The 24,159-nt window shown below is 72.6% G+C and carries 20 protein-coding genes; 13 read left to right on the top strand and 7 right to left on the bottom strand.

The features are described 5' to 3' along the window. The first annotated feature begins 260 nt into the window (after nt 1-260). The gene (locus tag ACWCRJ_RS30670) at nt 261-1,343 is read left to right on the top strand and encodes a mannose-1-phosphate guanylyltransferase (protein ID WP_005485687.1); all 1,083 of its coding nucleotides are present in this window, start codon (nt 261-263) and stop codon (nt 1,341-1,343) included. Nucleotides 1,344-1,502: 159 nt separating this feature from the next. Here ACWCRJ_RS30670 and ACWCRJ_RS30665 read toward each other — a convergent pair whose 3' ends face one another. The 4 genes from ACWCRJ_RS30665 to ACWCRJ_RS30650 form a co-directional block, all read right to left on the bottom strand. Continuing rightward, nucleotides 1,503-2,504 carry a DNA-3-methyladenine glycosylase family protein gene (locus tag ACWCRJ_RS30665; RefSeq protein ID WP_450942353.1) on the bottom strand — a complete coding sequence of 334 codons (1,002 nt, stop codon included), beginning with the start codon at nt 2,502-2,504 and terminating at the stop codon, nt 1,503-1,505. A gap of 115 nt (nt 2,505-2,619) precedes the next feature. Continuing rightward, nucleotides 2,620-3,948 (bottom strand): coenzyme F420-0:L-glutamate ligase, encoded by a 1,329-nt coding sequence (locus tag ACWCRJ_RS30660; RefSeq protein ID WP_450942352.1) that lies wholly within the window; start codon nt 3,946-3,948, stop codon nt 2,620-2,622. Further along, nucleotides 3,945-4,928, bottom strand: a complete 984-nt coding sequence (gene cofD, locus ACWCRJ_RS30655; RefSeq protein ID WP_450942351.1) for a 2-phospho-L-lactate transferase — start codon at nt 4,926-4,928, stop codon at nt 3,945-3,947. The genes ACWCRJ_RS30660 and cofD overlap by 4 nt, the downstream gene beginning before the upstream one ends. Nucleotides 4,929-5,001: 73 nt before the next feature. Continuing rightward, a complete protein-coding gene (locus tag ACWCRJ_RS30650) occupies nt 5,002-5,499 on the bottom strand; it encodes a cysteine dioxygenase (RefSeq protein WP_450942350.1) in 498 nt (165 codons plus the stop codon). A 718-nt stretch (nt 5,500-6,217) separates the two neighbouring features. Between ACWCRJ_RS30650 and ACWCRJ_RS30645 the strand changes: the two genes are divergently transcribed. The 3 genes from ACWCRJ_RS30645 to ACWCRJ_RS30635 all read left to right on the top strand — a co-directional run bounded on the left by ACWCRJ_RS30645 (nt 6,218) and on the right by ACWCRJ_RS30635 (nt 11,839). After that, on the top strand, nt 6,218-6,481 hold the full coding sequence (locus tag ACWCRJ_RS30645) for a WhiB family transcriptional regulator (protein WP_003975777.1): 264 nt from the start codon (nt 6,218-6,220) through the stop codon (nt 6,479-6,481). Between the two features lie 202 nt (nt 6,482-6,683). Further along, nucleotides 6,684-10,325 (top strand): glycosyltransferase, encoded by a 3,642-nt coding sequence (locus ACWCRJ_RS30640; protein WP_450942349.1) that lies wholly within the window; start codon nt 6,684-6,686, stop codon nt 10,323-10,325. Then, the gene (locus ACWCRJ_RS30635; protein WP_450942348.1) at nt 10,322-11,839 is read left to right on the top strand and encodes a DUF5719 family protein; all 1,518 of its coding nucleotides are present in this window, start codon (nt 10,322-10,324) and stop codon (nt 11,837-11,839) included. Before ACWCRJ_RS30640 ends, ACWCRJ_RS30635 begins: the two co-directional genes overlap by 4 nt. 160 nt (nt 11,840-11,999) lie before the next feature. Here ACWCRJ_RS30635 and ACWCRJ_RS30630 read toward each other — a convergent pair whose 3' ends face one another. Beyond that, nucleotides 12,000-12,455, bottom strand: coding sequence for a metallopeptidase family protein (locus tag ACWCRJ_RS30630; protein WP_097251401.1), 456 nt, complete (start codon nt 12,453-12,455; stop codon nt 12,000-12,002). A 383-nt stretch (nt 12,456-12,838) separates the two neighbouring features. On the opposite strand from ACWCRJ_RS30630, the gene ACWCRJ_RS30625 reads away from it, so the two are divergent. From ACWCRJ_RS30625 to ACWCRJ_RS30590, 8 genes are all read left to right on the top strand, one after another. Then, entirely contained in the window at nt 12,839-13,261 is a 423-nt protein-coding gene (locus ACWCRJ_RS30625) for a DUF3499 domain-containing protein (RefSeq protein ID WP_097250039.1), read from the top strand. A gap of 228 nt (nt 13,262-13,489) precedes the next feature. After that, entirely contained in the window at nt 13,490-14,854 is a 1,365-nt protein-coding gene (locus ACWCRJ_RS30620; protein ID WP_450942347.1) for a phosphomannomutase/phosphoglucomutase, read from the top strand. Nucleotides 14,855-15,038: 184 nt separating this feature from the next. After that, nucleotides 15,039-15,209, top strand: coding sequence for a Trm112 family protein (locus ACWCRJ_RS30615; protein WP_450942346.1), 171 nt, complete (start codon nt 15,039-15,041; stop codon nt 15,207-15,209). A gap of 108 nt (nt 15,210-15,317) precedes the next feature. Next, nucleotides 15,318-16,445, top strand: a complete 1,128-nt coding sequence (locus ACWCRJ_RS30610) for an SIS domain-containing protein (RefSeq protein ID WP_450942345.1) — start codon at nt 15,318-15,320, stop codon at nt 16,443-16,445. Nucleotides 16,446-16,510: 65 nt separating this feature from the next. Further along, entirely contained in the window at nt 16,511-17,662 is a 1,152-nt protein-coding gene (manA, locus tag ACWCRJ_RS30605; protein ID WP_450942452.1) for a mannose-6-phosphate isomerase, class I, read from the top strand. A gap of 185 nt (nt 17,663-17,847) precedes the next feature. Further along, a complete protein-coding gene (locus tag ACWCRJ_RS30600; RefSeq protein WP_450942344.1) occupies nt 17,848-18,825 on the top strand; it encodes a cation diffusion facilitator family transporter in 978 nt (325 codons plus the stop codon). Between the two features lie 388 nt (nt 18,826-19,213). Next, a complete protein-coding gene (gene ahcY, locus ACWCRJ_RS30595; protein WP_450942343.1) occupies nt 19,214-20,671 on the top strand; it encodes an adenosylhomocysteinase in 1,458 nt (485 codons plus the stop codon). A gap of 150 nt (nt 20,672-20,821) precedes the next feature. Then, nucleotides 20,822-21,436, top strand: coding sequence for a hypothetical protein (locus tag ACWCRJ_RS30590; protein ID WP_450942342.1), 615 nt, complete (start codon nt 20,822-20,824; stop codon nt 21,434-21,436). Nucleotides 21,437-21,479: 43 nt separating this feature from the next. Here ACWCRJ_RS30590 and ACWCRJ_RS30585 read toward each other — a convergent pair whose 3' ends face one another. Continuing rightward, a complete protein-coding gene (locus ACWCRJ_RS30585) occupies nt 21,480-22,523 on the bottom strand; it encodes an RDD family protein (RefSeq protein WP_450942341.1) in 1,044 nt (347 codons plus the stop codon). A gap of 149 nt (nt 22,524-22,672) precedes the next feature. Here ACWCRJ_RS30585 and ACWCRJ_RS30580 point away from each other — a divergent pair, with 149 nt between their 5' ends. Beyond that, entirely contained in the window at nt 22,673-23,680 is a 1,008-nt protein-coding gene (locus ACWCRJ_RS30580; RefSeq protein ID WP_450942340.1) for a stage II sporulation protein M, read from the top strand. A gap of 94 nt (nt 23,681-23,774) precedes the next feature. Here ACWCRJ_RS30580 and ACWCRJ_RS30575 read toward each other — a convergent pair. After that, nucleotides 23,775-24,159, bottom strand: a 385-nt coding sequence (locus tag ACWCRJ_RS30575) for a hypothetical protein (RefSeq protein ID WP_450942339.1), incomplete at its 5' end; no start/stop codon positions are given.

The following is a 24,159-nucleotide window of genomic DNA, read 5'->3' as shown; positions in this document are numbered from 1 at the left end:
GGCGGCGGCAGGGCGAGGGGGAAACCGGGGTGCGAGCCCCGATCGGAATCCGGTGACCCGCCGGGGGTACCCCGGACCCGACACGCAGCACGACCCGAGGGCGCGCACGCCGCGCCCTCGACGGACTTCACCGCCGACGCGCCTCGCCGCACGTCGACGGCCCACCACCGCACGGCCGCGAAGGCGCCATGGAACGGTCTGCATAGACTGGCCGGTCGAATGACAGTTCGGCCGGTCCCGGCAGGAAGCAGAGACGACAGGTGACAGAAGCGATCCTCCTGGTCGGCGGCAGAGGCACCCGGCTGCGTCCGCTCACGGTGCACACTCCCAAGCCCATGGTCCCGGCGGCCGGAGTCCCCTTCCTCACCCACCAGTTGGCGAGAGCCAGAGCCGCGGGCGTCGACCACATAGTTCTCGCCACCTCCTATCTGGCCGAGGTCTTCGAACCCCACTTCGGCGACGGCTCCGCCCTCGGCCTCCACCTGGAGTACGTCACGGAGGAGGAACCCCTGGGCACGGGCGGCGCGATCCGCAACGCCGCCTCGCATCTCCACTCCGGTCCCGAGGACCCGGTCCTCGTCTTCAACGGCGACATCCTCACCGGCCTCGACATCCGCCGCCTGGTCGCCACCCACGAGAGGACCGGCGCGGACGTCTCCCTCCACCTGACCCAGGTGACCGACCCGCGCGCCTACGGCCTCGTCCCCACCGACGAGACGGGCAAGGTCCTCGCCTTCCTCGAAAAGCCCCAGACCCCCGAGGAGATCGTCACCGACCAGATCAACGCGGGGGCGTACGTCTTCCGCCGCTCGGTCATCGACACGATCCCGGCGGGCCGCCCGGTCTCGGTGGAACGCGAGACGTTCCCGGACCTGCTGGCGGCGGGCGCCCATCTGCAGGGCATGGTCGACTCGACGTACTGGCTGGACCTCGGCACCCCCGCGGCCTTCGTCCGCGGCTCGGCGGACCTCGTCCTCGGCCGCGCCCCGTCCCCCGCCGTCCCGGGCCGCTGCGGCGACCGCCTCGTCCTGCCCACCGCCCGGGTCGCGGGCGACGCCAAGCTGACCGGCGGCACGGTGGTGGGCGAGGGCGCGTTCGTCGGCGAGGGCGCCCGCGTCTTCGGCAGCACGGTCCTGGCCGGCGCGGTCGTCGAACCGGGAGCGGTCATCACCGACTCCCTCATCGGCGCCCGAGCCCGCATCGGCGAACGCTCCATCCTCACCGGCGCCGTCATCGGCGACGGCGCGATCATCGGCGCCGACAACGAACTCCGCACGGGAGTCCGAGTCTGGTGCGACGCCCAGATCCCCACGGGGGCGCTCCGCTTCTCGTCGGACCAGTAATCGCCAGAGATGGCGGGCCTGAAAAGCAGTGGGCGCAGCCCCTGCTTTTCAGGGGCGCGGGGAACTGCGCGACCAGCCCCCACCGGGCCGGCACATGGGGGTCGAAGGGGCGTAGCCCCTCAAGGACGGGTAGGGGCGGCGGGGGCGGGGGCGAAAAAACTACAGACGCCCGATATCCCCGCGCGGCATCCGCGGCGCCCGCCGAGCCGGCCCCCGCCCCGACAACAGAATCAACCGAGCCGCCCGATGCCGCTGCCCCGCATACGGCTCCAGCAACGACAGCATCACCGAGTCGTCCGCATCCCGGTCCCCCGCCAGTACGAACCCCACGATCCCCGGCAGATGCAGATCCCCCACGGTCACCTCATCCGCCGCCCCATGACTGCGCTGCACCGTCTCCGCCGAGGTCCACGGCCCGATCCCCGGCACCAACTCCCACCGAGCCCGCGCCTCCACCGGCGACATCCCCACGGCCTCCTCCAGCCGCCCCGCCACCCGCACCGCCCGCAGAATCGTCGACGCCCGCTTGTCGTCGACCCCGGCCCGATGCCACTCCCAGGACGGAATCAACGCCCACTCCCGGGCCGAGGGCATCACGAACATCCCCGGCGGCACGGGCCCCGGCGCCGGCTCCCCGAACTTCCCGACGAGCAACCGCCACGCCCGATACGCCTCGTCCGTCGTGACCTTCTGCTCCAGCACCGACGGGATCAACGACTCCAGCACCAGCCCGGTCCGCGTCAGCCGCAACCCCGGCCGCCGCCGCCAGGCCATCGCCACGACCCGGTGCCGGGGCGCGAAGGCGTCCGGCTGGTCCGACGCCCCGAGCAGCGACGGCACCCGGTCGAGCAGCCACTCGCCCCCGGGCCCCCACGCCTCCGCCTCGACGGCCCCGCCCCGCACGGCGACCCGTAGCGTCCCGGCCCCCACCGGGGTTCGGCTCGTCCGCCACACGGACCCGTCCGGCACGGCCCGGAAGGTCGGGTCCCGGGGTCCCCGCCGAAGCGGCCCCAGTACGAGCCCCAGGTCGAGCGGCCACTCCGGCACCCAGGTCCGCCGCTTCCCCGCCGCCACGGCCTGCCGAGGCACCCCTCCGGGCACGACGACATGCCCACCCCGCACGGTCGTACGGGTGGGCCGCTGAGGGAAACGTCCGGCCAAGAGGAGGTCCTAAGCAGAGAGGCGGCGCCCTATGAGCCTAGGGCGCCCACAGAAACACAGAAACCCACGATCAGCCACGACGAACGCCACACGCGCACGCACCCCCCGCATCCGCTCACCGAACCTCGATGAACGCCCCCGCGTCCCGCTCCCCCCGAGCCGCAGGCGCCACGGCCGCATGTCCTACAGCCACCGCCCCCATCGGGTCCCACTCCCGCGGCAGCCCCAGCACCTCCCGCACGACATCCCGGCAGAACATCGTGGACGACACCCACGCGGACCCCAGCCGCTCCCCGGCCAGCGCGACGAGGAAGTTCTGCACCCCGGCGCCGGCCGCGACGACGAACATCTCCCGCTCGGCCGCGTCCCGCCGCGCGTCCCCGTAGGAGTGCGACCCGTCCATCACCAGACACGGCACCACCAGATACGGCGCGTGGCGCAGCACGTCCCCGCGCCGCACCCGCTTCGCGACGGACTCCTCGCTCTTGCCGTCCCGCCGCAGGTCCGCGATCCACGCGTCCCGCATGGCGTCGAGCAGTCGTACCCGCGACTCCTCGGACTCCAGCAGCACGAACCGCCACGGAGTCGTGTGGTGCGGCGCCGGCGCGGTCACCGCCGCGGCCACGGCCCGCCGCACCGCCCCGGGATCGACCGGCTCGTCCGTGAACGCCCGGACCGTACGCCGCTGCGTCACCGCCAGCCGTACGGCCTCGGAGGTGCCGAGCCGGAACATGTCGTCCTGTGCGCCCCGCACCAGGGCCCGCGTCCCCTCGCCGTCGTCCTCGGCCACCACGTGCCCCAGCCCGCGGACGACGGCGACGGGCAGCCCGGCGGCCTTGCCCTTCACCAGATCGCCGGCGCCGGCGAGCTCGTCGGCGGTGGCGACGACGGTGGCGCTCAGCGGATTGCCGTGCGCGTCGGTGCCGCCCCGCAGGTCGTCGAGGACGCGCACACCGGCCGCGCCGATGGCGACATCGGTCAGCCCGCTGCGCCAGGGTCGCCCGAACGTGTCGGTGACGACGACCCCGACCTCGACGCCGAGCGCGTCCCGGACGCCGTCGCGGATCGCCCGCGCGGAGGCGTCGGGGTCCTCGGGCAGCAACAGCACGGTCCCGGCGGGGGTGTTGGAGGCGTCGACCCCGGCGGCGGCCATGACCAGCCCCTGCCGGTTCTCCACGATCCGCAACGCACCGCGCCGCGCGACCACCCGTACAGTCTCGGCGTCGATCGCGGCCTCCCGGTCGACGGCCTCGACGACGCGCCCCTCCGCCTTGGACACGATCTTCGAGGTGACGAGCAGCACGTCCCCGTCGACCAGCCCCGGCTCGGCCGCGGCGATCAGCTTGGCGAGGTCGTCCCCCTCCCGCACCTCGGGGATGCCGTCCAGGGCCCAGACCCGGTATCCGGCACCGGGCGTCGCCTCGCTCCCGCTCCGCTCGCTCACGCTCCCCGTACCTCCTCCGCGAGTGCCAGCGCCTCGCGGGCCATCTCGGCCGTCGTGTCCAGGTCGGTCATCATCAGCGGCACGGCCCGGCACCGGATCCCGGCGCTCTCCACGCGCTCGACGACGCCCGCGTCGACCGTGTCGACGAGCCAGCCGTCCAGCAGCCCCGAGCCGTAGTGCTCGGCCACGGCCGCGGCCGTGGACTCCACGCCGACGGCGGCGAGGACCTTGTCGGCCATACCGCGCACGGGCGCGTCGCCGACGATGGGGGAGAGGCCCACGACCGGCACCCCGGCCTCCGCGATCGCCTCCCGGATCCCGGGCACGGCGAGGATGGTGCCGATGGAGACCACCGGGTTGGACGGCGGGAAGAGGATCACGTCCGCCTCGGCGAGCGCCTCCAGGACCCCGGGCGCCGGCTTCGCCTGCTCGGCGCCGACCGGCACGATCGCCTCGGCCGGCACGGAGGCCCGCAGCCGCACCCAGTACTCCTGGAAGTGGATCGCCCTGCGCTCGCCGGACCCCGCGGCGGAGCCGCTGTCGGGCACCGCGACGGCGACATGGGTCTCGACGCGGTCGTCGGTCATCGGGATGAGCCGCACACCCGGCTTCCACCGGTCGCACAGCGCCTCGGTGACGGCGCTCAGCGGATACCCGGCGCTGATCATCTGCGTCCGCACGATGTGCGTGGCGAAGTCCCGGTCACCGAGCCCGAACCACTCGGGCCCGACGCCGTACGCCGCGAGCTCCTCCTTGAGGTGGAAGGTCTCGTCGGCCCGGCCCCAGCCCTGCTCCTCATTGATGCCGCCGCCGAGCGTGTACATCACCGTGTCGAGGTCCGGGCAGACCTTCAGCCCGAAGAGGTGGATGTCGTCCCCCGTGTTGCCGACGACCGTGATGTCCGCGTCCGGCGCGGCCCGCTTCAGACCGCGCAGGAACCGGGCACCACCGATGCCGCCTGCCAGAACCACAATGCGCATGGGAGCAGTCTCGCAGGCGGGTCGGACATCGGGTCGCCCGCCCGCGACCACGGCCGGTTCCCCGGGTTTCCGCTCAGGCCGTGACGGCCGCCGTCGCCGCCGCGCGGGCCTTCGGGTGCATCGGCATGTCCGTCAGGCCCGGGTAGTAGACGTGCAGACTGACGGCCGGTTCCAGCGTGTCGTTGACGACCTCGTGCGCGTAACCCGGCGCGAACACGCGTTGCGCGCCCGCGCCGAGCACGCGCGTGCCCCGGTCGGTGCGCTCGGTCAGCGTGCCGTCGAGCACCGTCAGTACGCCGGAGGAGCCCCCGTGGTCGTGCAGCCCGGTGCCCTGCCCCGGCAGCCACGACAGCAGCCACACCTCGTAGCCGGGACCGGTCAGCAGCCGGTGGTACCAGCGTGTGGTCGCGTCGTACTCGACGAGGTGCTCCCACTGGGAGCGGTCCTCGGCGAGGGAACGGGCCAGTCCGGCGAACTCGGCCACGGTGACCGGGTGTTGGCGCGGCGCCTGGAGGAGGTGCGGTACTTCGAGAAGGTCGCCGGCGATCTGGAGGTCGCTGTCGCTGTTCATGAAGTGGGGAGGTCCTCGACGGAGTGCGTGGGGGAAGGCGGGGTGTCACCTGCCGTCCGCGTGGGTCGCGGACGGGGCGGGTGCCCGGTCTCCGGGCGAAAGGGGGCAGCGGTCGAGCCAGGACGGGCTCAGTGGCAGCCGGAGCGCGTCAGGCTCAACAGCTGGGACAGCAACAGCTACAGCGACAGCGAGCAGCACCGAGGGACCCGGCGGAGCGGGTCGAGGTGAGTGCCAAGTTCGCGAGCATGCCCACAAGCACAGCGGTTCACACCTCCGCTGTCAACTTCACGTCCGGTATGTGGATGCCGGTTCACCTCTTTCGGTGCATCCGCGCGGCGAAAGGTTTGTGCCCCCGGTGTCGGGGAGACATGGCGTCCAACCGGGCAAGCCGTCGGCACGCGCGCATGGAGGGTCGTGGGTGCGTCCGGAGCGAGCCGGCTCGAACGAGTCGGAACGAGATCGAACTCCTGGGCGTCTCTTCCCGTAAGGAAGGGAGAACCCCCTCCGGAACTCCCGCCTGCCGTCAGGCTGCTGTCAGGTTTATGCCGATTTGAACACTTTCCGCATAGCCTTGGTTCCGCAGAGTGAATAAGGGGCTCAATAGCAGATCTCGGCTTGACTCGCCCGTAGCAGCACACTTGTAATTTCACTCGTGTCGTTCAGCCGAAATCGGTAACGGCCGCACGACGGGGACGCGAAAGACGGACGAGGGGCGCACATGACCGAGCTCGTGCAGCAACTGCTGGTCGACGACGCGGACGAAGAACTCGGCTGGCAGGAGCGCGCGCTGTGCGCCCAGACCGATCCCGAGTCCTTCTTCCCCGAGAAGGGCGGCTCGACCCGTGAGGCCAAGAAGGTCTGCCTCGCCTGCGAGGTCCGCTCCGAATGCCTTGAGTACGCCCTCGCCAACGACGAGCGGTTCGGTATCTGGGGCGGCCTGTCGGAGCGCGAGCGCCGCCGCCTGAAGAAGGCGGCCGTCTGACCCGTCCCGGAGCACCTGACCCGTCCCGGAACAGTCGAACAGCGATGACCGAACATGTACGGCCCGTCGCACGTGGGTTGTCCACAGGCGGCGGGCCGCCGTGCTGCTCAGCCGTTAGTGTGGGCCCTCGTCCGAGACGTCCCGCTGTCCCCGCCGGACACAGACGTCCACCGCAGTCCATCGAACCGGGGCCCGTACCTCGATGTCCGTGCACAGCCACACCTCAGCTCACCAGGACGCCGCTCCTGAGTTCCCACGTCATGTGGTGACCGCGGTCCTCGTCGCGCACGACGGCGCCCGCTGGCTGCCCGACGCGCTCGCCGGGCTGCTCGGCCAGGAGCGCCCCGTCCAGAGCGCCATGGCGGCCGACACCGGCAGCGCGGACGACTCCGCCCAGCTCCTCTCCGACGCCCTCGGCGCCGACCGCGTGCTGCACCTCGCCCGACGGACCGGTTTCGGCCAGGCCGTCGAGGAGGCCAACCGCACCGCGGGCGTCCTCACCCAGGACGACCTGGCGTACCTCAGGCGCCCCAGTGGCTGGGACCCGGTGACCCGCAGCTGGCGCGACGACGCGTACGACATGCCCGAGCTCCCCCACGGAGAACCGGTCCAGTGGCTGTGGCTGCTGCACGACGACTGCGCCCCCGAGCCCGACGCCCTCGCCCAGCTGCTGCGCGTCGTGGAGAACGAACACGAGCTGGGCCGCGACGACGTCGCCGTCGTCGGCCCCAAGCTGCGCGGCTGGTACGACCGCCGGCAGCTCCTGGAGGTCGGCGTCACCATCGCCGACTCCGGCCGCCGCTGGACCGGCCTGGACCGCCGCGAGCAGGACCAGGGGCAGCACGACCACGTCAAGCCCAGCCTCGCCGTGTCCACCGCCGGCATGCTGATCCGCCGCGACGTCTTCGAGGAGCTGGGCGGCTTCGACCGCCGCCTGCCCCTCATGCGTGACGACATCGACCTGTGCTGGCGCGCGACCACCGCCGGGCACCGCGTCCTCGTCGCCCCCGAAGCCGTCGTACGGCACGCCGAGGCGGCCTCGCGCGAGCGCCGCACCGTCGACTGCGTGGGCCGCAGCGCCGCCTCCCCGCACATGGTCGACAAGGCCGGCGCGGTCTACACCCTCCTCGTCAACTCCCGTACGGCCCAGCTGCCCTGGGTGCTGCTGCGCATCGTCCTCGGCACCCTGCTCAGGACCGTCGCCTACCTCGTCGGCAAGGTCCCCGGACAGGCCGTCGACGAGATCCGCGGTCTGCTGAGCACGCTGCTGCGCCCCGAGCGGATCATCGCCGGGCGGCGCAGACGAGGCCGTTCGCAGCTCGACAAGGGCGAGCTGCGCCCGCTGTTCCCGCCCCCCGGCGCGACCGTCCGGGCCACCGTCGAACAGGTCGCGGGCGACCTGTTCGGCAGCGCCGACGCCGAGACCTCCCCGGCCGGACGGCACGGCGGCGCGGTCGAGTCGGGGCCCGGTGACGACGACGCCGACTTCCCGCAGGTCGAGCAGTTCGCCCGGCTCAAGCGCGTCGCGCGCGCACCCGGGCCCGTGCTCTTCGCCCTGCTGCTGCTCGCCTCGCTGGCCGCCTGCCGTGAACTGCTCGGCGGCGGCGCGCTCGCGGGCGGCACCCTGCTGCCCGCCCCCGCCGACTCCGCCGCGCTGTGGTCGCGCTATCTGGACGGCTGGCACCCGGTCGGCGCGGGCGGCGCCGAGGCCGCGCCGCCGTACCTGGCGATCGTGGCCATGCTCGGCTCCCTGCTGTTCGGCTCCGCCGGACTCGCGGTCACCGTGCTCCTCGTGGCCTCCGTGCCCCTGGCCGGCTTCACCGCCTACTTCGCCTCCCGCTCCCTCGTCGAGTCCCGGCTGCTGCGGGCCTGGGCGGCCGTCGTGTACGCCTTCCTGCCCGCCGTCACCGGCGCGCTCGCCACCGGCCGCATCGGCACCGCCGTCCTCGCCGTCCTGCTGCCCCTCGTCGCCCGCGCGGGCGCAGCGGCCGGCGGCCTCACCAACCGCACGGGCGCGCGCGGCAGTTGGCGTGCCACCTGGGCGTACGCGCTGCTGCTGACGATCACCACCGCGTTCACCCCCGTCGTCTGGCCCCTCGCGCTGCTCCTCGGCCTCGGGATCCTCGTCGTGCGCCGCCGCGAGATCACCGCCTACGGCCCGCGCTTCGTCGCCCAGCTGGGCACTCCGCTGCTGATGCTCGCCCCCTGGTCGCTGACGCTGCTGCCGTTCGGCTTCTTCGCAGAGGCCGGTCTGGAGTACGGCGGGAGCCCGGCCTCGGCGACCGATCTGCTCGGCATCAGCCCCGGCGGACCCGGCACGGTCGGCGGGCTGACCCTCATCGGCGTCGTCCTCGCGGCGCTGGCCGCCCTGCTGCGCGCGGAGCGCCGGCCGGCGATCCGGACCGCATGGACAGCCGCCCTGGTGGCCCTCGTCCTCGCGGTCCTCTCCAACGGCTCCACCTGGGCCGGACCCTCGACCCTCGTCTACGGCATCGCCCTCCTCGCCGCCGCCGTGCTCGGCGCCGACGGCGCCCGCCACCGCGTGGCCGAGCAGAGCTTCGGCTGGCGGCAGCCGGTGGCCGTGCTCATCGCGCTCGCCGCCGCCGTCGGCCCGCTGCTGGCCGCCGCCGGATGGGTGCTCGGCGGCGCCGACGGCCCCGTGGAGCGCCGGGACCCCGTCCAGGTGCCCGCGTTCGTGGCCGAGGAGAGCGGCACCCGTGACCAGGCCCGCACCCTGGTCCTCGACAGCGACTCCACCGCCGAGGTCGGCTACACCCTGGTCCGCGGCTCCGGCGTCCGCCTCGGCGACGCCGAACTCACGGCCGCCGCGGGGGAGAACAAGCAGCTCGACAAGGTCGTCGCCAACCTCGTGGCGGGCTCCGGCGCCGACCAGAGCGCCGAACTCGGCGGCTTCGCCGTGCGCTACGTCCTCGTCCGCCCCGGCTCCCCCCGCGAGGTCAGCCGCGTCCTGGACGCCACCCCCGGCCTGAGCCGCCTCAGCCAGCAGGACGGCAGCGCCCTGTGGCGGGTGGACCGCCAGGTCGCCCGTGTCACCGTCGAGGCCGCCTCCGGCACTCCGAAGGCGGTCGCCGCGGGCCCCGTCGAGGTGCACACCACCCTCCCGGCCGGCGGCTCGGGCCGCGTCCTGCGCCTCGCCGACACCGCCGACGAGTCCTGGACCGCCACCCTCGACGGCAAGCCGCTCACCCCGACCACGGTCGACGGCTGGGCCCAGGGCTTCCAGTTGCCCGTGGACGGCGGCAGGCTGGACGTCACCTTCGACGCGCCCGTCAGCCACACCGGTTGGCTGTGGGCCCAGGGCGCGCTAGCCGTCGTCCTCGTGGTCCTCGCCCTGCCCGGCCGCCGCCGGGACGTCGACGACGACCTCCCCGACGAGCCCGTCGCCGTACCCGCCCAGGACGTCACCGGCGACGGCCGCCGCGCCCGCCGCCTGCGCGCCCAGGCGGAGGCCGACGCGGAGGCCGAACAGTCCACCGACCCCGGTCTGCCCGTGCCCCCCGAGGAGGCACCGGTCGCCGCTCCCGTCCCGCAGCAGCAGGCCTATGGGGAGTGGGAGACGCCGACCCACGCGGGCGCGGGCGCCGCGTACGGCCAGTACGACCAGCAGTACCAGAGCGCCCAGCAGCAGTACCCGGCGGGCACGTACGACCAGCAGCACTACCAGGCCGACCCCTACCAGGGCGGCCAGTACGACCCGTACGCCACCTACGGGGGCAACACGGGCACGTACGACCAGACGTACACCCAGGGCTACGACGCGACGTACGACCCGTCGCACGGCACCGGCGCCGACAGTGAGCGCCCCGACGGGAGCCAGCAGTGAACCGCCAGACCCTGTCCCTGATCGCCGGCGCGACCGCCCTCGCCGCCGTCACCGGCTTCGCCGTGCTCACCGCCCCCGACACCTCCGGCGGCGGGACCACCGCGAAGGCGGCCGCCCAACTGCCCGTGCAGCGCACGAGTCTGCTCTGCCCCCAGCCGAGTACCTCGGACCTGGCGGAGACCGCGTACACGTCCTTCACCCCCGTCACCAAGGGCACCGGCGGTGAAGGCGGCGCCGAACTCGTCGCGGCGGGCGGGCAGTCGACGGACGCGGGCGACAAGGACGACAAGGACGGCAAGGACGACAAGGACGGCAAGGCCGCCAAGCCCGTCGTCGAGGCCAAGGAGCCCGGCAAGCCCGTCACCGGCAGCACCGACGGCGGCGACTCCCCCGCGCTGATCGGCACGGCCGAGGGGAGGTTCGCGCCCGGCTGGACGGTCCAGGAGACCACCGAGGTCGCCGCCGGCACCGGCCGCGGTCTGCTCGGCGTCAACTGCACCGCCCCGGACACGGAGTTCTGGTTCCCGGGGGCCGGCACGGCCGCGGGGCGCACCGACTACGTCCACCTCGTCAACCCGGACGACTCGGCGGCCGTCGTCGACATCGAGCTGTACGGCAAGAACGGCGCCCTGAAGTCGACGGTGGGGGACGGCATCACGGTCCAGCCCCGCGCGGCCGAACCGGTCCTGCTGTCGACGCTCGTCACGGCGAAGGAGGCCGACCTCACGGTCCACGTCAGCGTCCGCAGCGGCCGGGTCGCCGCCGCGGTCCAGGCCCTCGACGACAAGCTGGGCGGCGACTGGCTCGCCACCGCGGCCGACCCGGCCGGCAGCCTGGTCCTCCCCGGCATTCCGAAGGACGCGACCTCCGTGACCCTCGTCGCCTTCACCCCGGGCGACACCGACGCCGACCTGAAGCTCCGTCTCGCCTCGCCGGGCGGCCCGATCACCCCGGCGGGCAACGAGACGCTGCACGTCAAGGCGGGCATGACCGCCTCCGCCGATCTGGGTGACATCACCCGGGGCGAGGAGGGCTCCCTCTTCCTCACCCCCACCGGTCGGCCGGTCCCGGTGGTGGCCGCGCTCCGCGTCGTCCGCGGCAAGGGCGACAACCAGGAGACGGCCTTCATCCCGGCGACCCGCCCGGTAGGCGCGCGCGCCACGGTCACCGACAACCGCGCCAAGGGCACGACCCTCGCCCTCACCGCCCCGACCGGCACGGCGAAGGTCAAGGTCACCGCGTCCGCCGGCAGTGGTGGCGGCGAGGCCGCGACCAAGACCTTCACGATCAAGGCAGGCACCACCCAGCACGTCGACATGCCGGCCCCCACCGGCCTCAAGGGCACCTACGCCCTCACGGTCGAGCCGATCTCCGGCGGCCCCGTCTACGCCTCCCGCCTCCTGGAGTCCAAGCTCGACTCCGTCCCCGCCTTCACCATCCAGACCCTCCCGGACGACCGGGGAACGGTAGCGGTCCCGAAGGCCCACCAGGACTTGTCGATCCTGCAGAGGTGATTCCCGAGGCGCCTGGAGAGCAGTGGGCGCAGCCCCTGCTCTCCAGGGGCGCGAGAAGCCCCCACCGGGCGGACGTCTGGGGGTCGAAGGGGCGCAGCCCCTTATGGATGGGACGGGTAGGGGCGGCGGGGGCGAAACCCCCCAGGCACCCCCCTCCGCGTCAGTCCTCCCCGTACCGAGGATCCACAGTCTCCGGATTCAGCCCCAGCAACTCGGCCACCTGCTCCACCACGACCTCATGCACCAGCGCGGCCCGCTCATCACGCCCCTTGGTGCGGATCTCCACCGGCCGCCGGTAGATCACCACCCGGGCCGGCCGCCCCTCCCGCGCCGCGACGGTCCCCCCGAGCGGCACGGCCTCGTCGTTCCAGGCCCCGTCCCCGGGCCCGTCGAGCCGAGGCACCTCCAGCACGAGAAAGTCGATGTCCGCCAGCTGCGGCAACCGCCGCTCCAGCCGCTCCACGGAGTCCTGCACCAGATCCGCGAACACATCCGCGCGACTCGCCGCGAGCGGTACCTGGGGCGGCGCGATGGGCCCGCGCATCCCCCGGCCGTGCCGATCTCGGCGGCGGGGCCCGGGTGCGGAGGCGGCGCGGGGCGGTACGAGGTTGTCCATCACCTGTGAAGCGTAATCCCCGAGGGGCCCGCCCGCCCGGCTCCACGCCCCCGCCGCCACCGCCGACCCGCCACCCCGACCCACCCCCGGCCCGCCGCCGCTGACCTGCCACGGCCGACCCGGCACGTCCAACCGGCTCGCCGAGCGACGGCGCCATGAGGGGTGTCGGCCGTGTCGGGGGATGACCATTCCAGCCAACGTTGGGCTCGATTCCGTACCCCTGCGAGACCGTTGATCTCGCGCCAATTGGCATGGTTTATACGCATGCTTGACCGGATTCTGTGTCGTTCGGCATCCCGGACGAGGGGTTACTCCCAGGTCACGACGCTGGGTCCGGAGGGGTGTGTGGGGCGTTTCACAGCACGACACGGTGGAGTGACCTGGTGGAGAGTCGTCGCGGCCCGCTCAAGAGTGCGGTACCGTCCAACGTCGTGAGCCCTGTACGTCGCTGTTCGCGCACCGCTTGCGGCCGCCCCGCCGTCGCGACGCTGACGTACGTCTACGCCGACTCGACCGCGGTCCTCGGCCCGCTCGCCACCTACGCCGAACCCCACTGCTACGACCTGTGTGCCGAGCACTCCGAGCGCCTCACCGCGCCGCGCGGCTGGGAGGTCGTACGGCTGCTGGACGCCTCGGCCCCAGCGCGCCCCAGCGGTGACGATCTGGAAGCCCTTGCCAACGCCGTGCGCGAGGCGGCCCGTCCGCAGCAGCGCACCGCGGAGGCCGGCGGCGGCCCCCGCACGGCGGACCCCATGGAGGTCGCCCGCCGCGGCCACCTCCGGGTACTGCGCTCTCCCGACAACTGAGCACCGCTTTCTCCCGGCAGCTGGCAGCCGACAGCCGTCAACCGCCGCCCTGAGCGCGGCCGTTGCCGGGCCCGTGGGCGCTCGCCGAGCGGTCACCACCGCCTGTCGTCCACACCGCCCCGTGCCGTCCCCGGCGCGGTGAAGCCGGAGTTCCAGGAGGTCACACGGCCCACCGCCGGCACAGGCGGGTAGTTTGGGTCGCCGCCGAGGACTTTGGAGGATGTGGCCGTGGCTGCTGATCTGTCGACGATCGTGAAGGCGTACGACGTGCGCGGGGTGGTCCCGGACCAGTGGGACGAGACCCTGGCCGAACTCTTCGGGGCGGCCTTCGCGCGGGTGACCGGAGCGGACGCCATCGTGACCGGCCACGACATGCGGCCCTCCTCGCCCGGCCTGTCGCGTGCCTTCGCGCGCGGAGCGGCGGCGCTCGGGGTGGACGTGACCGAGATCGGCCTCTGCTCGACGGACCAGCTGTACTACGCGTCGGGCGCGCTGAACCTGCCCGGCGCGATGTTCACGGCCTCCCACAACCCCGCTCGGTACAACGGCATCAAGCTGTGCCGCGCGGGCGCCGCCCCCGTCGGCCAGGACACCGGCCTCGTCGAGATCCGCGAACTGGTGGAGGACTGGAGCGAGTCGGGCGCGCCGTCACCGGCCGCCACGCGGGGCACGATCACCCGGCGGGACACGCTGGAGGACTACGCGGCACACCTGCTCGGCCTCGTCGACCTGACCACCGTCCGCCCGCTGAAGGTGGTCGTCGACGCGGGCAACGGCATGGGCGGCCACACCGTCCCCACGGTCTTCGCCGGCCTGCCCCTCGACCTCGTCCCGATGTACTTCGAGCTGGACGGCACGTTCCCCAACCACGAGGCCAACCCCCTCGACCCGGCCAACATCGTCGACCTGCAGCAGCGGGTCCGCGAGGAGGGCGCCGACCTCGGTATCGCCTTCGACGGCGACGCCGACCGCTGCTTCGTCGTCGACGAGCAGGGCCGTCCCGTCCCGCCCTCCGCGATCACCGCCCTGGTCGCCGCCCGCGAACTCGCCAGGCACGGCGGCAAGGGCACGGTCATCCACAACCTGATCACCTCCTGGTCCGTCCCGGAGGTGGTGCGCGAGCACGGCGGCACGCCCGTACGCACCCGTGTCGGCCACTCCTTCATCAAGGCCGAGATGGCCAGAACCGGCGCGATCTTCGGCGGCGAACACTCCGCCCACTACTACTTCGCCGACTTCTGGAACGCCGACACGGGCATGCTGGCCGCCCTTCACGTCCTCGCCGCCCTCGGCGGCCAGGACGGCCCGCTCTCCGGCCTCGTCGCCCGGTACGACCGTTACGCCGGCTCCGGCGAGATCAACTCCACGGTCGCCGACCAGGCGGACCGCATGGCCGCGGTGCGCTCCGCCTACGGGGAGCGGGAGGACGTCACCCTCGACGACCTCGACGGCCTCACCGTCTCCTCGGCGGACTGGTGGTTCAACGTCCGCCCCTCCAACACGGAACCGCTGCTGAGGCTGAACGCGGAGGCGAGGGACGAGGCGACGATGGCGAAGATCCGCGACGACGTCCTGGGGATCATCAGGGCGTGAGCACCGACCGGCGGGCCCCGCGCGCACAGGGCGTGCGGGGCGCGCGGGGTCGAGGGGGCGCGGCCGCCGGCGCGGGGGACGGGGAGACGGAACGCCTTGGGCCCCAACCCCGGCGCCGACCCCCGCACGGCGGTACTCTGACCAGGCCGCACCGCACGAATTCCGCCCCCCGAAGGGACCCGTCATGCCGCTCGAAGCCGGCCTCCTGGAGATCCTCGCCTGCCCGGCGTGCCACGCCCCCCTCACGGAGGAGGACACCGAGCTGACCTGCACGAGCCAGAACTGCGGCCTCGCCTACCCGATCCGGGACGGCATCCCCGTACTCCTCGTCGACGAGGCCCGCCGCCCCGCGTGACCCGCGCGGTCAAGCTCTCGCGCAAGGCGTGACCCGCACGAGCCGGGAAACCCGGCGAACAAGCGACAAGGCGCACCAGGGCACCCGGCGAATCGGAGGCTGCCGCCCATGCTGGACGAATCGCTGCTAGACACCCCCGACGCCCTGTCGGAGGCCGACCGCCGCGACCTGCTGCGCGGCGCCGCCGAAGCGGGCGCCCGGGTCCGTACGGCCATCCGCCTCGGCATCGAGGCCGGAATCCCCGACCTGAAACCGGACGGGCGCCCGCGCGCCCTCCTCATCGCGGGCCCCGGCATGGCGTCCGCGGGCGTCGCCGACCTGCTCGGCGCCCTCGCGGGGGCCAACTGCCCCCTCACCCGCCTCCACCCCACCGGCGTGGCCCCCGCTCCGGGCGCCCTCCGCTGGGAGCTGCCCGGCTGGGCGGGCCCGGTCGACCTCCTCCTGGTCGCCACCGCGGACGGCAGCGAGCCCGGCCTCTCCCTCCTCGTCGACCAGGCGTACCGCCGGGGCAGCACGGTCGTCGCCGTGGCCCCCGCCCGCACCCCCGTCGCCGAGGCGGTGGAACGCGCCCACGGCCTCTTCGTACCGATGGCGACCAGCCCGTACGAGCAGGAGGTGCCCCTGGGCGCCGCCGCCCCCGGCGTCCTGTGGGCGCTGCTCACACCGATGCTCGCGCTGCTGGACCGCACCGGTGTCGTCACCGCCCCGCCCGACGCCCTGCAGAAGGTCGCCGACCGCCTCGACCAGGTCGCCGAGCGCTGCGGCCCGGCCATCGCCACCTACGGCAACCCCGCCAAGACGCTCGCCGCCGAGCTGGCCGACTCGCTCCCGCTGATCTGGACCGAGGGCCGGGACGCGGGCCCCGTGGGCCGCCGTTTCGCCTCCGCCCTCGCCGATCTCGCGGGCCGCCCCGCTCTGGCCGCCCAGCTCCCGGAGGCCCTCGCCGCCCACACGGTGCTGCTCACCGGCCCGCTCGCCGCGAACGCCGACCCCGACGACTTCTTCCGCGACCGCGTCGAGGACGCACCCGTCCTGCACGCGCGCGTGGTCCTCGTCCGCGACCGCCCGGCCGGTGGGCTGAGCGCCGTCCCGGCCGCCCGCGAGCTGGCCCTCGGCCATGACACCGCGATCAGCGAGCTGGAACCGGAGGAGGGCAGCGACCTGGAAACCCTCGCGGAGATGATCGCCATCACGGATTTCGCCGCCGTTTACCTGTCGCTCGCTTCCGGAGCCTGACCTTGACCGGAGCCCGACCCGACCGGGCCCTCGGCCGGCTCCCCACCTACGGAGAAACGCACACGATGGACCGCCTCGACAACACCGTCCGCCCCTACGCCTGGGGTTCGGCCACCGCCATCCCGCAGCTCCTCGGCGTGGCCCCCACCGGCGAACCGCAGGCGGAGATGTGGATGGGCGCCCACCCCGGCGCCCCCTCACGCACCGGTCGCGGCCCCCTCACCGAGGTGATCGACGCGGCCCCGGAACGCGAGTTGGGGTCCCGGGCGGTCGCCAGGTTCGGCCCGCGCCTCCCGTTCCTCCTCAAGCTCCTCGCCGCCGGCGCCCCCCTCTCCCTCCAGGTCCACCCCGACCTCGCACAGGCCAAGGAGGGGTACGAGGACGAGGAGCGGCGCGGCGTCCCGATCGACGCGGGCCACCGCAACTACAAGGACGCCAACCACAAGCCCGAACTGATCTGCGCCCTCACGGAGTTCGACGGCCTGTGCGGCTTCCGCGACCCGGCCCGGGCCGCCGACCTGCTCGCCGCACTGGAGGTCGACTCCCTCAAGCCGTACGTCGACCTCCTGCACGCCCACCCCGAAGAGGCCGCCCTGCGCGAGGTGTTGACGGCCGTCCTGGGCGCCGACCCCGAGGAGATGACCCACACGGTCACCGAGGCCGCGGCCGCCTGCGCCCGCCTCGGCGGCGCCTACACCCCGTACGCCGACATCGCCCACCACTACCCCGGCGACCCCGGCGTCATCGCCGCCATGCTCCTCAACCACGTGACCCTGCAGCCCGGCGAGGCCCTGTTCCTCGGCGCCGGCATCCCGCACGCCTACCTGAGCGGCCTCGGCGTCGAGATCATGGCCAACTCCGACAACGTGCTGCGCTGCGGCCTGACCCCCAAGCACGTCGACGTCCCCGAACTCCTGCGCATCGTCCGCTTCGAGGCGACCGACCCCGGCGTGCTGCGCCCCGAGGCGTCCCCCGACGGCGAAGAGGTCTACGAGACCTCCATCGACGAGTTCCGCCTCTCCCGCTACGTCCTGCCCGAGGCCACCGCCGCGCACGACCTCACGCGCGCCACCCCGCAGATCCTCCTCTGCACGGCCGGCTCGGTCCGCGCGGGCGAACACACGCTCGCCCCCGGAGAGTCCGTCTTCGTACCGGCCGACGAGAAGGCGGAGGTGTCAGGACCGGGCACCCTGTTCCGCGCCACCGTCATCGCCTGAGCGGGCGCCACGCCCGAGGAAGAGGCGGCAACGCCCTTATCCACAGCCTGGCGCACCGACACCGGACCGGGCTGCAACAATGCCCCCTGCAAAAGGCGGGCAAAGCCCGGCCGGTGACGGACGGAAGCGTGGGTACCCATGTCCACGCACAGACACACGCGTAGGCGAAGGGACACCTCGGACTCATGAGCGCGTCAGGCGGCACCAAGGCGATCGTGGCGGCACTCGCCGCCAACCTCGCGATCGCGGCAGCGAAGTTCGTGGCGTTCGTCTTCAGCGGCTCGTCATCGATGCTCGCGGAGTCGGTGCACTCCCTGGCCGACTCCGGCAACCAGGGGCTGCTCCTCCTCGGCGGCAAGAAGGCCAAGCGCGAGGCGACCCCGCAACACCCCTTCGGGTACGGCCGAGAACGCTACATCTACGCCTTCCTCGTCTCCATCGTCCTCTTCTCCGTCGGTGGCATGTTCGCCATCTACGAGGGCTACGAGAAGATCAAGGAACCGCACGAGATCGAGCACTGGTACTGGCCGGTCGGTGTCCTCGTCTTCGCGATCATCGCCGAGTCCTTCTCCTTCCGGACCGCGATCAAGGAATCCAACGGCCTGCGCGGCGGCAAGTCCTGGACCGATTTCGTCCGTCACGCCAAGGCCCCCGAGCTGCCCGTCGTCCTGCTGGAGGACCTCGGCGCCCTCGTCGGTCTGGTCCTCGCCCTCGGCGGCGTCGGCCTCGCCCTGCTCACCGGCGACGGGGTCTGGGACGGCATCGGCACCCTCTGCATCGGCGTCCTGCTCATCCTGATCGCGATCATCCTCGCCGCCGAGACCAAGTCCCTGCTCCTCGGCGAGGCCGCCGGTGTGGAGCAGGTCAGGAAGATCGAGGCCGCGATCGTCGACGGCGACACGGTCCCCGCCATCATCCACATGCGCACACTCCACCTCGGCCCCGAGGAACTGCTGGTCGCCGCCAAGATCGCCGTCCGGCACGACGAGACGGCCACCGAGGTCGCCCGGGCGATCGACGCCGCCGAGGCCCGCATCCGCGAGGCCGTCCCGATCGCCCGCGTCATCTACCTCGAACCCGACATCTACAGCGAGGCGGAGGCCGCCAGGGGCGCCGACCCCGAGGCCGCCCCCGGCGGCCCGGTCCCCACCGCCGAGCACTGACCCACCGGCCGCACCACGGCCCACCGTCGCCCCGGGGCCCGTCGCGCACGCGCGCGACGGGCCTTTCCCCGTTCCCGCCCCGCACGAGCCGCCGCGCACGCACCTCAGCCGCGGATCGCGCCTGCCCCCTCACCCGCTTCGCCTCGATCCGTACACAGGCGGACTGGGGCAGGCAGGGCCGACCGGTGTAGCTTGGGACGGAGCCAGACGTCGCTGCTGATGGCGGTCGGGCGGTCCCACGAGGACCGGCCGAGGGAGAGAGGGCCTCCGACGGACTGCGCTGCGCGCACGCGGGCATGCCCGTGTCCCTTCGGGGCACCCCTGTGTCCGCCGCCGCGCAGACCAGCCCTATCCACCCTCGACCCGACACACCGAGGAGCAGCTCTTCATGACGACTGTCGACAACCGGCAGGACTTCAAGGTCGCCGACCTCTCCCTGGCCGCGTTCGGCCGCAAGGAGATCACCCTCGCCGAGCACGAGATGCCCGGCCTGATGGCGATCCGCAAGGAGTACGCCGAGGCCCAGCCCCTCGCCGGCGCCCGCGTCACCGGCTCCCTGCACATGACCGTGCAGACGGCCGTTCTCATCGAGACCCTGGTCGCCCTCGGCGCCCAGGTCCGCTGGGCCTCCTGCAACATCTTCTCCACCCAGGACCACGCCGCCGCCGCGATCGCCGTCGGCCCGAACGGCACCGTGGACAACCCCCAGGGCGTCCCGGTCTTCGCCTGGAAGGGCGAGACCCTGGAGGAGTACTGGTGGTGCACCGAGCAGGCGCTGACCTGGCCGGACAGCCCCACCGGCGGCCCCAACATGATCCTCGACGACGGCGGTGACGCCACGCTCCTCGTCCACAAGGGCGTCGAGTACGAGAAGGACGGCAAGGTCCCCGCCGTCGACACCGCCGAGAACGACGAGCACCGCGTCATCCTCGAACTCCTGAACCGCACCATCAGCGACGGCTCCCAGAAGTGGACCCAGCTCGCCTCGGAGATCCGCGGCGTGACGGAGGAGACCACGACCGGCGTCCACCGCCTGTACGAGATGCAGCGCGACGGTCAGCTGCTCTTCCCGGCGATCAACGTCAACGACGCCGTGACGAAGTCGAAGTTCGACAACAAGTACGGCTGCCGCCACTCCCTGATCGACGGCATCAACCGCGCCACCGACGTCCTGATCGGCGGCAAGACCGCCGTCGTGTTCGGCTACGGCGACGTGGGCAAGGGATGCGCGGAGTCCCTGCGCGGACAGGGCGCCCGCGTCATCGTCACCGAGATCGACCCGATCTGCGCACTGCAGGCGGCGATGGACGGCTACCAGGTCACGACCCTCGACGAGGTCGTCGAGACGGCCGACATCTTCATCACCACGACCGGCAACAAGGACATCATCATGGCCTCGGACATGGCCAGGATGAAGCACCAGGCGATCGTCGGGAACATCGGTCACTTCGACAACGAGATCGACATGGCCGGCCTCGCCAAGGTCCCGGGCATCGTCAAGGACGAGGTCAAGCCGCAGGTCCACACCTGGACCTTCCCCGACGGCAAGGTCCTCATCGTCCTGTCCGAGGGCCGCCTGCTGAACCTGGGCAACGCCACCGGTCACCCGTCGTTCGTGATGTCCAACTCCTTCGCGGACCAGACCCTGGCCCAGATCGAGCTGTTCACCAAGCCCGACGAGTACCCCACCGGCGTCTACACGCTGCCCAAGCACCTCGACGAGAAGGTCGCCCGCCTCCACCTGGCCGCGCTCGGCGTGAAGCTCACCACGCTCCGCCCCGAGCAGGCCTCGTACATCGGCGTGGCGGTCGAGGGCCCCTACAAGTCGGACCACTACCGCTACTGATCCACCGGCCGGCGGGTGCGTCCGCGCACGGACGCACCCGTCCCGGCAACAGCTCCCAGGCAGGCCCCCGCACCCCCGTGCCGGGGGCCTGCCCGTTCGCCCCGCGCTCCGCCCGTCGACCGGGCCGGCCCGTCAAGACCCAGGACCCCCATGCCCCGCGGCCGGTATTCGCTCCACGACACGCACGACCACACCCCCCTCGCCGAAGAACACTTCCACTGCGCCCCCGGCCCGTCCGGCTGGCGCTATGTCTCGCAACTGACCACCCCGTCCGGTGATCACGCCGGTTCCGTCGACCTCGCCCTCGACGAACTCGGCCGCCCCATCCGCCTCGAACTGCACGCCGCGAGCTGGCAGGTCCGCGGCGCCGCCCTCGACGGCGTCACCTGGGTCCGCACCGATCCCTCCGGCACGGAGGCCACCGAAGGCAACGTCCGCGCCCACGCCTTCACCGGAACCTCCCCCGCCTTCCTGATCGCCACCGCCCGCCTCCTGCGCCTCACCCCCTCCGCGCCCGCCACTCGCGTACGCCTCGTCGCCTTCACCGACCCGGTCCTCGCCCCCCGCACCCTGGACCAGTCCTGGGCGTTGATCGAAAGAGAAGCACACGCCACTGACAACGGCCCGCTGACCGTGGACGCGTACCAGGTCACAGCCCTGGACACAGGTGAGCAGCACACCGTTCACCTCGCGGGCGACGTCGTCCTGGCCGCACCCGGAATCGAGCTGGAGCACCTGGAGACACCGCCGTCGACGTTCGACTGAGGGCGATGCCCGGCGGACAGCGGATCGGCGGGCGGGCAGGGGCTCACGCGGGCGGCGCGAACCCGGTGCTGGGCCGTTCGGCAGGCGGTGCCGTCTGCGGCGACTGGGGGGCCACCGGCGGCTGGGGGGCCACCGGCGCCTGGGGAGCGGCCGCGCCGGGCGCACCGGCACTCGCGGCTCCCGCCGACGCCGCGTACGGCGGGACGCCCGCAGGCGGAGTGGGGTTCACGTACCCCCCGGGCGGCGCATACGCCGGAGCGACGACCGGGGGCTGAGCCCCCGGCCCACCCCATCCGGCCCCTCCGGCCGACGCGCCCGGCCCACCGGGCCCCCCGGTCGCGCCCGCGAACGCCTGCCGAGCCTCCCGCGCCTGCCGCTCGTGCACCACGGCCGCCAGATAGGCGCCCGGCGGCACCCCGAACGGCGCCGGGGCTCCCGTACGTGCCGCGAGCTCCGCGGCGAGACGTTCCGCCATCGCCGCGCCGACGTGCGGGTCCAGCTGCCGCATCCGCGTCAGGTACTGGCGGACGGCCAGCCACAGTCCGTCGGGAACGGCCGACAGGTCGAGTTCGGAGAACCGCCCCACGAGCCAGGGCGGCGGCGGAGGCACGAACGCCGTCTGACCGGTCGGCACCCGCTCCCGCACCACCAGCGTCCCCGCGAACACGTCACCCAGCCGTCGGCCCCGCGCCGAGACGAGCGAGGCGATGCACGCGACGACACCGAACGTCATCAGGATCTCGACCACCCCGACCGCGCCCCGCACCAGCGCGTGCCGGAACCGGATCGGACCTCCGTCGTCCCGCACCACCCGCAGTCCGCACGCCAGCTTCCCCAGCGAACGGCCATGACTCAGCGTCTCCACCGCGATCGGCCCGCCCACCAGGACGAGCAGGAAACTCGCGATGGATATCGCCATCTGCGCGGCCTCGTCGAGGCCGGCCGTCGACAGCACCAGGATCAGGACCACCGTCAGGTACACGACCACGGCCACGACCAGGTCGAGCAGCACGGCCAGCGCCCGGCTCGGCAGCTTCGCGGGACGCAGTTCCAGCGCCACCGCCTCGCCCGTCACTAGCTCACTCACACCCGTAGTCCTTCCGGTTTCATCCCCTGACCTGCCCCGCGAGTGGCCAGTCTGCCAAGCTGAGGACACATCGCGCCGCAGTACGACCAGTGCGACCAGTACGACAAGCCGACACGCGGTATGCAGAGGGACGAGGAGCAGCACACCCGATGGACCTCGATGTCTTCGTGTCCGCCCATCGTGCCGAGTGGGACCGCCTCGACGCCCTGCTCCGCCGTCAGCGCCGCCTCGACGGCGCCGAGGTCGACGAACTCGTCACCCTCTACCAGCGCACGGCCACCCACCTCTCCCTGATCCAGTCGAGCGCTCCCGACCCCCAGCTGACCGGACGCCTCAGCCAATTGGTGGCACGCGCGCGTAGCGCCGTGACAGGAAACCGCCGGGCCTCCTGGGGCGACGTCACCCGCTTCCTGACCCACGGCTTCCCCGCGGCGGTCTACCGCTCCCGGCACTGGTGGGTCCCCACGGCGCTGCTCTCCACGCTCGTCGCCGTGCTCCTCGGCTGGTGGATCGGCACCCATCCGGAGGTACAGGCCTCCATCGCGGCCCCCGACGCACTGCGCGAGATGACCCGCCCCGGCGGCCAGTACGAGACGTACTACTCCAGCCATCCCGCCGCGTCCTTCGCCGCCCAGGTGTGGACGAACAACGCCCAGGCCGCCGCGATGTGCCTGGTCCTGGGCATCTTCCTGGGCCTGCCCGTCCTCTGGATCCTGCTCCTGAACATGCTCAACCTGGGTGTCGGCATCGGCCTGATGACCTCGGCCGGACGTCTGGACGTCTTCCTCGGCCTGATCCTCCCGCACGGACTTCTGGAACTGACCGCCGTCTTCGTGGCCGCCGGCACCGGCCTGCGTCTCGGCTGGACCGTCATCGACCCGGGCCCCCGCACCCGGCGCGTGGCGCTGGCCGAGGAGGGACGGGCCGCTCTGGGCATGGCGATAGGTCTGGCGCTGGTGCTCTTCGTCTCCGGCGCCATCGAAGGCTTCGTCACCCCGTCCGGCCTGCCCACCTGGGCCCGCATCACCATCGGCGTCCTCGCCGAACTCGCCTTCCTCGCCTACGTCTATGTCCTGGGCGGACGTGCCGTGCGCGCCGGTGGCACGGGCGACGTGGAGGAGCACGAACGCAGCGCCGCGGTCCCCACAGCCGCCTGATGTGCATCCACCCCCGCCGGACTGTTAGTCTCCTCTTCGTTCCCGCAAGAGCCGTTGACACGGTGCGCGTGGGGAGGTAGATTAGAACAGTTGCCTAGAGGTGAATATGCCCCAGGGCGCAGTGAGAATCTATCGGCTTCTCGTGAATATGATTTCCCGAGTGAGCCCACCCGATGATTCGGAACGAACGGCCGGTCAGTCCGGCCGAAAACTTCTGATAAAGTCGGACTCGCCGAAAGAAAGCCGCGAGGCAGTCAATTAGGCAAGGCCCTCCAAACGGCCACTGGAAATGAATTCCGACCGGAAACGGAACGGAAAACGGATCTGGTAAGGTTGGAAACGCAAGACCGAAGGGAAACTGCCCGGAGGAAAGCCCGAGAGTAGCTTGGGTGAGTACAAAGGAAGCGTCCGTTCCTTGAGAACTCAACAGCGTGCCAAAAATCAACGCCAGATATGTTGATACCCCGTCCGCCGGGCAG

This window comes from Streptomyces sp. NPDC002324, from assembly GCF_053593335.1.
The sequence above is the reverse complement of the archived record's forward strand: the minus strand, read 5'-3'. Positions and strand labels throughout refer to the sequence as shown.

What these genes read in the sequence shown, in the direction of transcription:
- cofD (WP_450942351.1), bottom strand. Translation starts at nt 4,928, where the DNA reads ATGCGCATTGTGGTTCTGGCAGGCGGCATCGGTGGTGCCCGGTTCCTG.
- ACWCRJ_RS30600 (WP_450942344.1), top strand. Translation starts at nt 17,848, where the DNA reads ATGAGCGCGTCAGGCGGCACCAAGGCGATCGTGGCGGCACTCGCCGCC.
- ACWCRJ_RS30630 (WP_097251401.1), bottom strand. Translation starts at nt 12,455, where the DNA reads ATGGACAACCTCGTACCGCCCCGCGCCGCCTCCGCACCCGGGCCCCGC.
- ACWCRJ_RS30590 (WP_450942342.1), top strand. Translation starts at nt 20,822, where the DNA reads ATGCCCCGCGGCCGGTATTCGCTCCACGACACGCACGACCACACCCCC.
- ACWCRJ_RS30580 (WP_450942340.1), top strand. Translation starts at nt 22,673, where the DNA reads ATGGACCTCGATGTCTTCGTGTCCGCCCATCGTGCCGAGTGGGACCGC.
- ACWCRJ_RS30615 (WP_450942346.1), top strand. Translation starts at nt 15,039, where the DNA reads ATGCCGCTCGAAGCCGGCCTCCTGGAGATCCTCGCCTGCCCGGCGTGC.
- ACWCRJ_RS30610 (WP_450942345.1), top strand. Translation starts at nt 15,318, where the DNA reads ATGCTGGACGAATCGCTGCTAGACACCCCCGACGCCCTGTCGGAGGCC.
- manA (WP_450942452.1), top strand. Translation starts at nt 16,511, where the DNA reads ATGGACCGCCTCGACAACACCGTCCGCCCCTACGCCTGGGGTTCGGCC.
- ahcY (WP_450942343.1), top strand. Translation starts at nt 19,214, where the DNA reads ATGACGACTGTCGACAACCGGCAGGACTTCAAGGTCGCCGACCTCTCC.
- ACWCRJ_RS30640 (WP_450942349.1), top strand. Translation starts at nt 6,684, where the DNA reads ATGTCCGTGCACAGCCACACCTCAGCTCACCAGGACGCCGCTCCTGAG.
- ACWCRJ_RS30645 (WP_003975777.1), top strand. Translation starts at nt 6,218, where the DNA reads ATGACCGAGCTCGTGCAGCAACTGCTGGTCGACGACGCGGACGAAGAA.
- ACWCRJ_RS30650 (WP_450942350.1), bottom strand. Translation starts at nt 5,499, where the DNA reads ATGAACAGCGACAGCGACCTCCAGATCGCCGGCGACCTTCTCGAAGTA.